This is a genomic window from Mesorhizobium sp. M0678 (assembly GCF_040320505.1).
Taxonomy (GTDB): Bacteria; Pseudomonadota; Alphaproteobacteria; order Rhizobiales; family Rhizobiaceae; genus Mesorhizobium.
This window is the reverse complement of the sequence record NZ_JAMYPT010000050.1, coordinates 1-12,720: the sequence shown is the minus strand read 5'-3', so window position 1 is coordinate 12,720 and position 12,720 is coordinate 1. Positions and strand designations below refer to the sequence as shown.

General features: G+C 63.4%; 12 protein-coding genes and 1 pseudogene. 3 read left to right on the top strand and 10 right to left on the bottom strand.

Translation table 11 applies throughout. From position 1 onward, the window contains the following. Positions 1-250 precede the first annotated feature (250 nt). The 6 genes from NKI29_RS32715 to NKI29_RS32690 all read right to left on the bottom strand — a co-directional run bounded on the left by NKI29_RS32715 (position 251) and on the right by NKI29_RS32690 (position 6,441). A complete protein-coding gene (locus tag NKI29_RS32715; protein ID WP_023676544.1) occupies positions 251-832 on the bottom strand; it encodes an NAD(P)H-dependent oxidoreductase in 582 nt (193 codons plus the stop codon). A 207-nt stretch (positions 833-1,039) separates the two neighbouring features. Then, positions 1,040-2,437 (bottom strand): FAD-binding oxidoreductase, encoded by a 1,398-nt coding sequence (locus tag NKI29_RS32710; RefSeq protein ID WP_352617684.1) that lies wholly within the window; start codon positions 2,435-2,437, stop codon positions 1,040-1,042. Beyond that, positions 2,437-3,735, bottom strand: coding sequence for a cytosine deaminase (locus NKI29_RS32705; RefSeq protein WP_352798604.1), 1,299 nt, complete (start codon positions 3,733-3,735; stop codon positions 2,437-2,439). Before NKI29_RS32705 ends, NKI29_RS32710 begins: the two co-directional genes overlap by 1 nt. Positions 3,736-3,752: 17 nt before the next feature. Further along, positions 3,753-4,604 (bottom strand): ABC transporter permease, encoded by an 852-nt coding sequence (locus NKI29_RS32700; protein WP_352644799.1) that lies wholly within the window; start codon positions 4,602-4,604, stop codon positions 3,753-3,755. Then, a complete protein-coding gene (locus NKI29_RS32695; RefSeq protein ID WP_352617546.1) occupies positions 4,591-5,433 on the bottom strand; it encodes an ABC transporter ATP-binding protein in 843 nt (280 codons plus the stop codon). Before NKI29_RS32695 ends, NKI29_RS32700 begins: the two co-directional genes overlap by 14 nt. Before the next feature lie 3 nt (positions 5,434-5,436). Next, positions 5,437-6,441 carry an ABC transporter substrate-binding protein gene (locus NKI29_RS32690; protein WP_352617544.1) on the bottom strand — a complete coding sequence of 335 codons (1,005 nt, stop codon included), beginning with the start codon at positions 6,439-6,441 and terminating at the stop codon, positions 5,437-5,439. Positions 6,442-6,717: 276 nt separating this feature from the next. Between NKI29_RS32690 and NKI29_RS32685 the strand changes: the two genes are divergently transcribed. Both NKI29_RS32685 and NKI29_RS32680 read left to right on the top strand, forming a co-directional pair. Next, positions 6,718-7,101, top strand: coding sequence for a RidA family protein (locus tag NKI29_RS32685; protein WP_352617542.1), 384 nt, complete (start codon positions 6,718-6,720; stop codon positions 7,099-7,101). 57 nt (positions 7,102-7,158) lie between these two features. Continuing rightward, positions 7,159-7,962 (top strand): creatininase family protein, encoded by an 804-nt coding sequence (locus NKI29_RS32680; protein ID WP_352644804.1) that lies wholly within the window; start codon positions 7,159-7,161, stop codon positions 7,960-7,962. Between the two features lie 63 nt (positions 7,963-8,025). On the opposite strand, the pseudogene NKI29_RS32675 reads toward NKI29_RS32680, so the two are convergent. From NKI29_RS32675 to cobD, 3 genes and pseudogenes are all read right to left on the bottom strand, one after another. Next, positions 8,026-9,083: pseudogene (locus tag NKI29_RS32675) on the bottom strand (serine hydrolase domain-containing protein). Positions 9,084-9,297: 214 nt separating this feature from the next. Then, positions 9,298-9,801, bottom strand: coding sequence for a tyrosine phosphatase family protein (locus tag NKI29_RS32670; protein WP_352798603.1), 504 nt, complete (start codon positions 9,799-9,801; stop codon positions 9,298-9,300). Then, on the bottom strand, positions 9,798-10,856 hold the full coding sequence (gene cobD / locus NKI29_RS32665; RefSeq protein WP_352644808.1) for a threonine-phosphate decarboxylase CobD: 1,059 nt from the start codon (positions 10,854-10,856) through the stop codon (positions 9,798-9,800). The genes NKI29_RS32670 and cobD overlap by 4 nt, the downstream gene beginning before the upstream one ends. Between cobD and cbiB the strand changes: the two genes are divergently transcribed. Next, a complete protein-coding gene (gene cbiB / locus NKI29_RS32660) occupies positions 10,855-11,826 on the top strand; it encodes an adenosylcobinamide-phosphate synthase CbiB (protein ID WP_352798602.1) in 972 nt (323 codons plus the stop codon). The two genes, cobD and cbiB, sit on opposite strands and share 2 nt — an antisense overlap. Before the next feature lie 27 nt (positions 11,827-11,853). On the opposite strand, the gene NKI29_RS32655 is transcribed toward cbiB, so the two are convergent. Continuing rightward, positions 11,854-12,168, bottom strand: a complete 315-nt coding sequence (locus NKI29_RS32655) for a hypothetical protein (protein ID WP_352470255.1) — start codon at positions 12,166-12,168, stop codon at positions 11,854-11,856. Between the last annotated feature and the right edge of the window lie 552 nt (positions 12,169-12,720).

Sequence of the window (12,720 nt, the reverse complement as noted above, 5' to 3'; positions counted from 1 at the left end):
AAAGCCCCATTAACTCACCAACCAGGATTTCGCTTCCCCGTGCAAAGGTCTCCTTGTGGGAGAAGGTGGCCGAGCGAAGCTCGGTCGGATGAGGGGTGTTGGAAGGATCGCTACCTCAACGGAATTAGCGTTTAGCGCTCCCGTCCCAATCTTCCCACGCCGCGTTTCTTCCAGCACCCCTCATCCGGCTCGGCGCTACGCGCCGATCCACCTTCTCCCACAAGGGGAGAAGGAAAAGTCCCCTCCCGCGTCAGAACGCGTCCATCTTGGCAGCGACCTTCGCGATGAATTTCGTCCGCGTCTCGTTCGTCGACAGGTTCATCGAGTAATGCGCGAGATAGGAGACCGACCCGCCAGGCTTGATGGTGGCGCGCAGCACCCGATTGACCAGCTTGCGCGGCGGGTCGCCCATCAGCATGGCGCGGAACCGGCTGCCGCCATAGGTGGTGACCGCCGCGACCTTGTGAATGTTGTGCAGCGACGGCTGCACCTTGCCGTTGACCAGCTTGAACGACACGCCGGGCAGGAAGACGCGATCGAAAAAGCCTTTCAAAATGGCCGGATAGCCGAAGTTCCACACCGGAAACGACAGCACCAGCGCCTCGGCCCGCAGTAAGCGCTCGACATAGGCTGACGCCGGATCGCCGTCGCTGCGTTCGTCGTGATAGGACAGCCGTTCGGCCCGCGTCAGCCTGGGATCGAAACCCTCCGCATAGAGATCGCAGTCGTCGACGACATGGCCGGCGGCCTTCAGCCGCTCGATGATCGTCCGGTGCAGATCGGCGTTGAAGCTGGTCTCCACAGGATGAGCGTAGAGGACGAAGACGTTCACAGGAGAACATCTCGCAAGTCGGCACCAAGCACCCCCCTCTGCCCTGCCGGGCATCTCCCCCCCAAGTGGGGAGATCGGCTGTCAGTATCGCTTTCGCCAGTTGACGACGTTGGAAGATGGTCGAGACGATGGAACTGCCAATCTCCCCCCTTGAGGAGATGGCCGGCAGGCCAGAGGGGGGTACAGCGCCACTCGCCCGTCATCGTCTCAACCCGCCTTCTCCAGCCCCTTGAACAGGAACGACTTGCCGGAGCGATAATCATAGTCCGGGTTTTCCCAGGCGATCATCTTGCCTGGATTGAGCAGCCCTTGCGGGTCGGTTTCGCGCTTGAAGGCGAGCTGCACCTCGTCGGTGCGCTTCATGCCGCCTTCTTCCAGCGTGTAGCGGTGCGGGTTGAAGATCCAGCAGCCATTGTCCTCGTGGATGCGGATGATCTCGTCGAGCCGCTCCGCCGTGGTGAAGCGGACCAGCGGCAGCCCGGCGATGCCGATGGCGCCGTCGAAGCGGATGAACTCGAGATGCGCCGGCACCTCGTCGCCGAAGCGGTCGACCATCGCCTTGACGTGGCCGAGGTGGTCCGGCGACGGATAGCGGGTCTGCAGATAGGTGATCGTCGGATCGACCCGGATGGCACGCAGCGTCGTGTGGTTCCAGGTCAGCTCATAGGCCGGCGGCAGCCCTTTGAGATCGGCCTCCTTGTCGGCGCGAAAGACGATCTCGCCCTTGCTGCGCGCCGTGAAGGCGAGGAAGGCATCCATCGCATGCGGCGCGATCATCAAGACGACGATGCTTTGGCCGCGCCGGAAAAACCGCTGGTGGCGCTTGAAGTAATCGTAGGGGATGGGTGCTGCGATCGGCGTGATCAGTTTCGCCAATATGCCGTCCTGGATGGCGAGATCGTTGCCGAAGCCAGCCGCATCCATGAAATCGTCGAAGCCGACGATGACGTCGATCCAGTCATAGCTGGCGGTCAGAGGCATCTCGACTTCGGTGATGATGCCGTTGGTGCCGTAGGCGTGCATCACCTTCAGCACGTCCTCGCCGGTGAGCTCCATGACCCGCGGCTCAGCCTCCATCGTCACGGTCCTCAGCCGGATGACGTTGCCGAGGTCGCGCAGTCCGCCCCAGCGGATCGAACCGATGCCGCCGGAGCCGCCGGCGACGAAGCCGCCGATCGATGCGGTGTTGTAGGTCGACGGCGACATGCGGAGCTCCTGGCCGGAATGCGCCCGCGTCGCTCTGTCGATGTCGGCGAGCACGGCGCCGGGGCCGGTGACGACACGGCCCGGCGCGATCATCTTGACCGCGTTCATCTCGGCGAGATTGAGCACCACGCCGCCGGACAGTGGCATCGCCTGCCCGTAATTGCCGGTGCCACTGCCGCGCGGCGTCACCGGGACGCCGTGCCGGTGGCAGGCGGCGAGAATGCGGACGACCTCGTCTTCGGTTTTCGGCGTCACGATCAGGTCACCGGTGACGTGCTCGAGCTGCTGCTTCAGCACCGGGCTGTACCAGTAGAAGTCGCGGCTCTTCTGCTGGACGATGGCCGGATGGTCATCGACCTTGAGGCCGTCCAGGTCGCGCTTGAGCGCCGCAATATCCATCATTCCACCATCAGATCATCGAGTTCGGCATAATCGGGCAGCTGGCGCTCGATCGCATGCCCGTCGCGCACGACGATGCGATCCGATTCGGGCCGCGACAGCAATTCCGTCCAGCTTCGCCCCCTGAAGACGACGAAATCGGCCGGCGCTCCGGCGGCAAGCGTGCCGAAATTATCGAGCCGCATCACCTTGGCCGGCGTTGCGGTGACAGCTTGCGGCCAGTCCGCGACGGGATGGTCGAGATGCAGGACGCGCGTCGCCATGCGATAGACCTCCAGCATGTCGAGATCGCCATAGGCGTAGAACGGGTCGCGCGTATTGTCGGAGGCGACGGCGACGGCAATGCCGCGCGCCTTCATCTCGTGCAGCAGCGTCACCCCGCGCCAGCGCGGCGTTGTCCTGTCGCCTCGCCGGTCCTGCAGATAGAGATTGCACATCGGCAGCGACACCACCGCCAAGCCGGCCTTGGCGACCTTATCCAGCGTGTCGAGCACGTCGAGGTCGGGCTGGCGTGCCAGCGAGCAGCAATGGCCGACCAGGATGTTCCCGTCAAAACCGTTCCAAAGGGCTGCTTCGGCGATTTTCTTCAGCGAGATCGCCGAGACATCGTCGGTCTCGTCGGCGTGGAAATCGAGGTCGAGGCCATGCTTGATCGCCTGCGCAAACACCTGGTCGAGCAGTTCTTCGAGATCCGGCACCATATAGGTGACGACGCCGAGGACACCGTTGGCGGCAGCCACCCGTTTGGCCAGCCTCTCGAACCATTTCCTGTCGCGCACGCCCTCGATGCCGAGCAGGCAGGCCGCCTGCAGCTCGATGCGGCCGCGCCATTTCTCCCGCATCGTCTCGAACACCGGCCAGGAGATCTCTTCCTGCGGCGCGACGCTGTCGAGATGCGTGCGCAGCGCCCTGGTGCCGTGCGCGTAGGCGCAGCGCAGCGAAAAATCCATGCGGCGGGCAACGTCGTCGGCGCTCCAGCGCGCCGCGCGGTCGGCGCCGGTGGCGTTCAAAGCGGCCATGAAGGTGCCGTCCGGGTTGGGCTTTCGGGGCCAGATATGGCCCTTGTCGATATGGGTGTGGCAGTCGACAAAGCACGGCAGCACGATGCGGCCGCCGAGATCGGTGGCGTCCGCCGGTGCGTTGGATCGATGCGCCGTAATCCCGGAGATCTTGCCATCGGCGACGGCAACGTCCGCGAGCGCAAATCCGTCGGCGCCAAAGGCAGCCGCAAGCCCCGGCGTCAGCGACGCGTGAAGCCGGACGTTGGAAAGATGGTAGGAACCAGAAGCTGGTATCAAGGCGGCGCTGCTCACCATCACCGCTCCTGCCTCAGCGCGCTCTCGTGCCAGCGCCGCAAAATGAGATGCGAAATCAGCGACAGCACCAGGAAGATCAGGATGCCGGTTAGCGAGATCAGGATCAGCGCCGCGAACAGTCTTGGTGCGTTGAGCCGGTAGCCGGCCTCGATGATGCGCGAGGCGAGGCCGGACGACTGGCCGGTGGCGCCGGCGACGAACTCGGCCACCACCGAGCCGATCAGCGACAGGCCGCCGGCGATCTTCAGCCCGCCGAGGAAATAAGGCATCGCCGCCGGCAGCCGCAGATAGCGCAATTGCTGCCAGCGGGTCGCGCCGTTGAGCTTGAACATGTCGCGCAAATTGCGATCGACGGAATTGAGGCCGAGCGTGGTGTTGGAGAGGATCGGAAAGAAGGCGACGATCCAGGCGCAAAGCAAAAGCTTCGTCGTCTGGTTGTCGACATAGATATTGATCAGCGGAAAGATCGCGACGATCGGCGTCACCTGCAGCACGATGGCGAACGGAAAGAACGACATCTCCACCCATTTCGACTGAGCGAACAGCACTGCCAGCCCGACACCGCCGACCACGGCGAGAAGCAGGCTCAAGAAGGTGATCCTGAGTGTCACCAGCAGCGAGGAGAACAGCAGCCCGGCATCGTCGTGCAGCGTCTGCAACACCACGCCGGGGCGCGGCAGGATGTATTTCGGAATGTCGTTCCAGACACAGACGCGGTCCCACAGCCAGATGGCCAGGATCATGATCGCCAGCGGCAGCAGCCATCTGCCGATGCGCTCGAAGCGCTCCTGGCGGACGCGGCGCGCCTCCTCCGGGTCGAGCGCCAGGACTGGTTCTTCAATGGCCGTCATGATGCGGTCCGGCAGTTGAGTTGATGGCGCCGATCAGCACGTCGGATGCCTGGCGGCAGAGCGCGGCATAGTCGGGCGAGGTGCGAAACGCCTCGTCGCGCGGATAGGATGCATCGACGGCAAGCTCGGCAAACACCCGGCCCGGCCGCGCCGCCATGACGACGATGCGGTTGGAGAGGAATACGCTTTCGAAGACGCTGTGGGTGACGAAAACGACGGTAAAACGCTCATCCTGCCATAGCTCGAGAAGGTCGTTGTTGAGCTTGAAGCGGGTGATCTCGTCGAGTGCGGCGAACGGCTCGTCCATCAACAGAATGCGCGGCTTGGTTACCATGGCGCGGGCGATAGAGACGCGCATCTTCATGCCGCCGGACAGTTCGCGCGGCACGGCATTCTCGAAGCCGGTCAGGTGAACCCGCGCCAGCATCTCCATCACCGCCGGCGCCGCCTTGGCACGCGACACGCCCTTCAGCCGCAGCGGCAGCCAGACATTGTCGAAGACGTCGGCCCAGGGCAGCAGCGTCGGCTCCTGGAAGACGAAGCCGATATTTGAACGGTCGCCGATAGTCGAACGCTCGAGGGCGCCGCTGCCGCGCCAGTCGAGCACGCCCGAGGTCGGCGTCGACAGGCCCGCAATCAGCCGCAGCGCCGTCGATTTGCCGCAGCCCGACGGCCCGAGCAGGCTGAGGAAATCGCCCTCCCGGATCGTCAGCTCGACATTGCTGAGCGCGGTGACGCCGTTGGAAAAAACCTTGCCGACGCCACGCAGCGCCAACAGCGTCGGCCCCGATACGCTTCCTGGCTGTTGCGCCACTTTCTCCAGCTTCACGGCCTACTTCTTCAGGTCGAGCCCGACGCTCTTGTTGACGAAGGCCAGCGTGTAGGCCTTCTTGATGTCGATGCCCGCCGGTGTGACCTTGGCCTTGACCATCTTGTCGTAAAAACTCTGGATGCGCGCATCGGTCATGGCGCCGATGCCGAGCTTTTCGCTGTCGCCGGAATCGACCACGCCGAACTTCTTCAGCTGCTCGATCGAGAAGGCGATCTGCTCATCCGTCATGTCCGGATTTTCCTTCTTGATCATCTCGTTGGCGGCCTTGTTGTCGCCGTAGAGATAATTGTACCAGCCCTTGGCCGAGCCATCGACGAAGCACTGGACCACCTCGGGCCGCTTGTCGACCGTCTCCTGCATGGTCTCGACCGTCGTTGCATATGTGTCCCAGCCATAGTCGGCCAGCAGGAACTGGTTCGGCGTGAAACCGCCCTGCTTCTGGACGGCGAATGGCTCCGAGGTGACGTAACCCTGCTGGATCGACTTCTTGTTGGCGATGAACGGCGCCGGGTTGAAGGTGTAGGGCGCGCGCTTGGCGGCGTCGAAGCCGAGGTCGGTGACCATCCACTGGAAGAAGGTCTGCGCACCTTCGTCGCCGAGGATGTACTGGTCGGCGTTCTTCAGGTCTTCCCATTTGTCCAGCCCCTGCCCGGGATGGGACATGATGACCTGCGGGTCCTTCTGGAAGTCGGCCGCCACGACGCGCATCGGTATGCCTTGCTGCACGGCATCGAAGGCCGACAGCAGATTGCCGCCCATGTAAAAATCGATCTTGCCGGCCAGCAGCAGCGGCCGGCCGCTGACCTGTGGGCCGCCCTGCATGATCGTCACGTCGATGCCGCAGGCCGCATAGGTGCCGTCCGCCACGGCCTGGTAGTAACCGCCATGCTCCGGCTCAGCCAGCCAGTTGGTGCCGAAGGTGACTTTTTCGTTCGCTGCCGCGGCAAGCGTGCCTGCGCCAAGCAGCACGATCACGCCCGCCGAAATCTTGAGTTTTCCGTACATCCACACCACCCTTTGTTCGCTCCGGCGCGTCACGCACCGGGCTCGACACCATTGTTTCAAGAAGCAAGACACATGCCACCGGCGCGTTGCGCCGGGACCGCCCGCTTGTGCAATGCCCGCCTGAGCAATGGCGGCGCGAAGGCCGGACGGGTCATGCTGTACGAAAGGCATCGTGCCTATTTTTTGATCGCCTGTCCACAATCGCCCTCGTGACATGCACCGCCATCTTGATGCCCGCATCGATCCCGCTTTAGGCTGCCGTGAACGGAGATTGCCATGTTCAAATTTCTCACGCCGAAGTCGATCAAGCCGCCCTTCGCCCGCTACAGCCATGGCGTCGAACTGCCGCCCGGCAAGCGGCTGGTGCTGTGTTCGGGCCAGGTCGCAATCACCCCGGACGACCAGATCCCCGAGGAGGCCGGCGCACAGGCCGAGCTTTGTTTCCGGAACATATCGGCGATTCTCGGCGAGGCCGGGCTCGGCCTGTCCGACATCGTCCGCATCAACACCTACGTCACCGACCGCGCCTTCCTGCGGCCCTATATGGAGGTTCGCGACCGGCTGTTCGCCAGCCCGGCGCCGGCCTCGACGCTGATGATCGTGTCCGGTTTTGCCCGGCCGGAATTCAAGGTCGAGATCGAGGTCATTGCGGCGGGATGATCGACAGCCGATCGTTCCCGCGTTAGGTCTGGGCTTGTCGGTTCAAGAGGGCATGACATGACCGCTGCAAAAAAACGCGTATGGTGGGGTGACTACCGGACCACCGAATACGCGACCGTCGATCCTGAAGCGACCATTGCCGTTCTGCCGCTGGCGGCGATTGAGCAGCACGGCCCGCATCTGCCGGTCTCGACCGACACCTCGATCATGAACGGCATGCTGGAAACGGTGATCGCGCGCCTGCCCGGCGATCTCGACATCCGCATCCTGCCGGTCCAGGCGGTGGGCAAGTCGAACGAGCATTTGCACGCACCGGGCACCCTCACTTTGCCGGCGACGACCTTGGTCGAGGCGTGGACCGAACTTGGCCTGTCGGTCGCGCGCGCCGGCGTCCGAAAACTGATTGTCGTCAACTCGCATGGCGGCAATGAGGAGATCATGGGCATCGTCACCCGCGAATTGCGTGTGCGGGCAAAGATGCTGGCGGTAAAGACCAGCTGGCAGCGCTTTGGCCGGCCGGCCGGCATGTACACCGAGCTCGAGGACCGCCACGGCATCCATGGCGGCGACGTCGAGACCTCGCTGATGCTGCACTTCCGGCCCGACCTCGTCGATATGGGGAAGGCCGACAATTTCGTGTCCAAGGTCGCCAGCGCCGAAAAGGAATTTGCGCTGCTGCGCCACACCGGAACGCACGCCTTCGCCTGGATCGCCAGCGATCTCAACCCGAATGGCGTCGTCGGCGACGCCAGCATTGCCACCGCTGAAAAAGGCCGGCTCACCGCCGAGCATCAGGCCGACGGCTTCATCGGCCTGCTGAGGGACGTGGGCAAGGCAAAGCTGGCGGATTGGCTGGCGTAGGTGTTTGATCCCACCAACTCAGGCCTCGCTCACGAGGGCGATTCCATTCGCGCGCGAGGATCCTCACTTCACCTCTTGAAGCGGCGACACCGTGTAGATTTCGTCCAGTATCTTCACCATCAAGGTGTTGGCGGTCGCCTGGCCGTCGAGCGCGAGAGTCAGGTTGGTCCATATGACCAGGGTGACGTCATTGGCCGGATCGTAGCCCATGAAGGACTGGTAACCGGGCATCTCGCCTTCGTGATAGTAGATTTCGTTAGGCCCGAAGGTCAGCGTTAGGATGCCATAGCCGTATTTTTGCATGGCGGGTTCGCCCGGCTCCGGCGCCTCAGGGCTTGCAAGCCACTGCCGCTGGAAGTCGGCATTGAAGAGCTTGCCCCCGACCAGCGCGCGCATCCAGGTCGCAAGGTCATCCGCGGTGGAGATGACTCCGCCAGCCGCAAAGTAGGCGGACGGGTTCTGCCATGTGTCGTCGTTGGGCTTGAGCGTTCCCGCCCTGGCCGCAGCCTGGAGGTCGTCCGGATAGGGCGCATCAGCCAGGGCGTACGAAGTACTGCCGTAGAGATATCCGTTTGAGTATGGCTCGGGGATGGCGTTCGACGTGCTCGGCGGCAACGCCGTGTTCTTCATGCCGAGCGGCCCGAACAGGCGGTCCCGGAAGATGGTCGAGAGCGGCTTGCCGTCGATCTTCTCGGCAACAAGGCCGAGCAGATAGTAGTTGGTGTTGTTGTACTCGAATTCGGCACCCGGCGCGAAGTCCGGCGGCCGTTTGAACGCCATGCCGAGTACTTCATCAGCGGTCCATACCTTGTAAGGATACTTGTCCAGGCTTTCGGCAAGTTCCGGCGCATTGGTGAAGTTAGGGAGGCCGCTCCGCATTGTTATGAGCTGCCGAATGGTTATCTCGTCGCCGTTGGGAACGCGCTGGACGTATTTCGAGATCAGATCGGCGAAGCTCAGTTCCCTTCCTGCACCAGTTGCACGATGACAGCGGCGGTCATCGTCTTGGTGTTCGAGGCCGCACGGAAGTGGGTATCGGCGCGCGGCGGGTTCGTGGCACCCAGTTCAGTCGTACCGTAGCCGAAGACGAGGTTGCCCCGCGGAGTCTTGAGCAAAACCATGGCACCGGGCAGCATAAGTTCCTTGGCCAAACCCTCGACAGTGGCTTGGAGCGCTGCCAGGTCGATCGACTTGAGAGCCGGCATGGACGCGGCCATGGCGCTGCCTGTCGCGCAGACCACGCCAACAACGATGGCCAAAATTCTGCCGATCATCATTCGCCCCTTGGCCGTGTCCTAGAACTCCTGCGCATTTTCCTGGAATTTGTTTTTAAGCTCAGATTTTCAATTCGAACGGCGTGCCTTCGAAAGCATCCGCGCCGCGCCCGATCGCCTGGATCGCTTCGATCATCCGACCCCTGCGATCGAGCAGCACGTCGGCAATTGCGATCAGCCGCGGATTGGGTGTCGCCGTGGGCGACAGCGCGCGCAGCGTGTCGGCCAGTTCGGCCTCGTCGCGCTTCGGCGCCAAGGCTGCCGCGATGATGTAGGCCGAGGCGGTCGAGCGGCTGATGCCGGCATAGCAATGCACCACCAGCGGCCGCGAGCGATCCCATTGGCGTGCGAAATCGAGCAGATTCAAGACATGCTCCTCGCCCGGCATGGTCATGCCCTCCTGCGCTACCGCAATGTCGTGCATGACCAGATGCAGATGGTTTTCCCTGGTGATCGAGGCCGGTCGCATCACCTCCGTTCCGGCGGCAAGCAGCGAAAGCAGCTGCTCGGCCCCGGTCTTCGTTACCGTTTCCTCGACTTTGGACAGCGAGCAGACATGGATCATTGGATCGTTTCTCCCTTGGCATCATCGTCGCGCCGCGAGGCCCAGCCGGCAAGTGCGGATTCGAGCCGCCGCCATTCTTCGTCGGCTCCCGGCAGGCCGGCGCGCAGCACATCCGGACGATCGGCGAAATGCCGAAGCAGGATGCCGCGCTGGCCAAGCGCCGAAAACAGGCCGGCAGCGTTCGCCACCCTGATATAGCGGAACAGCGCGGTGCCACCGGCGACAGGCACGCCGAAGCGGCCGAACAGCGTATCGAGCCGTGCGGCATCCTCGGCCAGACGGCGCCGCATCCCGGCCTGCCAGCCGGTATCTGCAAGCGCCCTTATGCCATATTCGAGCGCCGGCCCGGCAACCGCCCATGGCCCGAATTGCGCCTCCAGCCGCTCGACCGTCAGCGCATCGGCCAGTGCAAAGCCAAGCCGCAGGCCGGCCAGGCCGAAGAACTTGCCGAACGAACGCAGCACGACGATGCCGCCCTGGTCGATGTCGCCGGCCAGGCTTTCGCTGCGCGGGCCGACATCCATGAAGGCCTCGTCCACGACCAGCAGCCCGCCTCTGGCGCGTAATGTCCCGGCAAGTCGAAGCAATCTTTCGCGCTCGACGACGCGCCCGTCCGGGTTGTTGGGATTGACGACGACGGCAAGGTCGGCCGCCGCCAGGGCTTCGAAATCATCGACTTCAGCCGCCGCATGGCCGGCGATCGCCGCTGCCCGCCGATGCTCGGCATAAGTCGGCCCGAGCACCAGCGCCGTGCCCGGGCTGACCAGGGAAGCGACGCGCGGCAACAGGATCTGCGTGCCGGGCGCCGCTGCGACATTCGCCGCCGACGGGGCGCCATAGGCGCTTGCCGCGCGTTCAGCCAAGTCGCGGCTGCGCGCTGTTTCCGGCAATCGCGACAGGGCGGTGGCGGGCAAATCGAAAAGCGGGTAGGAGTGCGGATTGATCCCGGTCGAGAGGTCGACGAAAGGCAGCGGCGCCTGAGGGAAAAGCGCCCTCGCCCGGCCAAGGCTTCCGCCGTGGTCCACTGCCGCCGTCACTCCATCAAGAGACTTCATGCCGATCCTGATCACTTTCCTGTCGCTGGCCATCGAACTTGTACTCGGCTACCCGGCCCGGCTCTTCGATGCCATTGGCCATCCCGTCACCTGGTTCGGCAGGCTGATATCCTTTCTCGACCGCAGGCTCAACCGCGCCACTGATTCCGACGCCCACCGTCGCGGCTGGGGCGTCTTCGCGCTGCTGGTGATCGTGCTGGTGCCGGCCGCCCTCGCCCTCTGGCTCGAAACCTTGCTTTGGAGCATTCCCCTCGGCTTGTTGGTCACCGCAATCCTGGCGACGTCGCTGCTGTCGCAGAAGAGCCTGGCCGAGCATGTCGAAGCGGTCGCCGACGCACTCGACAGCGGCGGACTGGATATGGGCCGCATTGCCGTCTCGCGGATCGTCGGTCGCGACCCGGAAAAGCTCGACAGGGCCGCTGTCTGCCGCGCCGCGATCGAAAGCCTGGCCGAGAATTTCTCCGACGGCGTCGTCGCTCCGGCCTTCTGGCTCGGTATCGGCGGGCTCGCCGGCGGCGTCGCCTACAAGGCCGCCAACACCGCCGATTCGATGATCGGCCATCGCACCCCGCGCCACGAAGCCTTCGGCTGGGCGGCTGCGCGCTTCGACGATTGGATAAATCTGCCGGCGTCGCGGCTGACGGCGCTGCTGATCGTACTCGCCGCTTTCCTGGTCAAGGGCGCCGACGCCAAGGGCGCCTGGCACGCCGTGCGGCGCGATGCGAAAAAACACCGCTCGCCCAATGCCGGCTGGCCGGAAGCAGCGATGGCCGGCGCGCTCGGCCTGGCGCTCGCCGGCCCCCGTTCCTATGACGGCGTCATGGTCGAAGACGCATTGATGGGAGAAGGCGGCCGGCGCGATGATGTCGAGAGCACCGACATCCGACGGGCGCTGAAACTCTACCGGATCGCCGACTTTCTGCTGATCGCGCTGTTCGGGATCATCGCGGTGATCGTCATCGCCGCGTGAACGTCCGAATGGGTCGGAAAACCCGACCTACCAGGTAACACGGACTTCCTTTGCGCTCGGATCGGCTTCCACGCCAAACCTTTTGATCGCGTACCCACCGGCAGCTACGGGAGAAGATTTCAATAAGGGTTCGACTACGACAAAAAGTCGTTCAGCGTTTGGCCCATACATGTAGAGGATGCATTCGCCTTCACCAAACAAGTCACCGTCAAACTCGCCGACCGATGCATCCTCGATAGCTTTCTCTAGCCGATCCTCGAGCGCATAAATGGATTCGCGTTCGTCAGCGGCACCAAACTGACCATCATTGAGAATAAGATAGACGATTACCGCCTGGTCCACGAACAATCTCCAGCTTCGCAAGCGACCAGAACTCTATCCCCTGACATCCGGCGGCACTGAAACTCTACCGGATCGCCGACTTTCTGCTGATCGCACTGTTTGGGGTAATCTCGACGGTCGTAATTCTGTTGTGATCTTCGCCCGATCTCAGGTGAAACAAAAAACCCACCATGCGGCGGGTCGTTGGAGCCAATTAGCACCATACCGAAATTAGTAGCATAGCTGCCGGCACAAAGCAAGAACAAAATAGGGCTACGCCTCAAATAATCGCGTCAGGTCGGCGCCGCCCCTCACCCTTACCATTCCAGGGGCGAGCCGCTTCGTGCGGCTTTCCCTTCTCCCCTTGTGGGAGAAGGTGGCCGCGAAGCGGCCGGATGAGGGGTGTTCCAGCTTGGCACCAACAGCGCTCCGGCCAGCACCCCTCAACCGTCTTGGCGCTGCGCGCCAATCCACCTTCTCCCACAAGGAGACCTTTGCACGGGGAAGCGAAATCCTGGTTGGTGAGTTAATGGGGCTTTTTTGAAAGCCGGGAAAGCAGTTTTCGACGGCTTG

Bases quoted from the DNA above. Each gene is read 5' to 3' on its own strand.
- NKI29_RS32710 (WP_352617684.1), bottom strand. From the start codon at position 2,437: ATGGATATTGCGGCGCTCAAGCGCGACCTGGACGGCCTCAAGGTCGAT.
- NKI29_RS32700 (WP_352644799.1), bottom strand. From the start codon at position 4,604: ATGACGGCCATTGAAGAACCAGTCCTGGCGCTCGACCCGGAGGAGGCG.
- NKI29_RS32690 (WP_352617544.1), bottom strand. From the start codon at position 6,441: ATGTACGGAAAACTCAAGATTTCGGCGGGCGTGATCGTGCTGCTTGGC.
- NKI29_RS32685 (WP_352617542.1), top strand. From the start codon at position 6,718: ATGTTCAAATTTCTCACGCCGAAGTCGATCAAGCCGCCCTTCGCCCGC.
- NKI29_RS32680 (WP_352644804.1), top strand. From the start codon at position 7,159: ATGACCGCTGCAAAAAAACGCGTATGGTGGGGTGACTACCGGACCACC.
- NKI29_RS32670 (WP_352798603.1), bottom strand. From the start codon at position 9,801: ATGATCCATGTCTGCTCGCTGTCCAAAGTCGAGGAAACGGTAACGAAG.
- cbiB (WP_352798602.1), top strand. From the start codon at position 10,855: ATGCCGATCCTGATCACTTTCCTGTCGCTGGCCATCGAACTTGTACTC.
- cobD (WP_352644808.1), bottom strand. From the start codon at position 10,856: ATGAAGTCTCTTGATGGAGTGACGGCGGCAGTGGACCACGGCGGAAGC.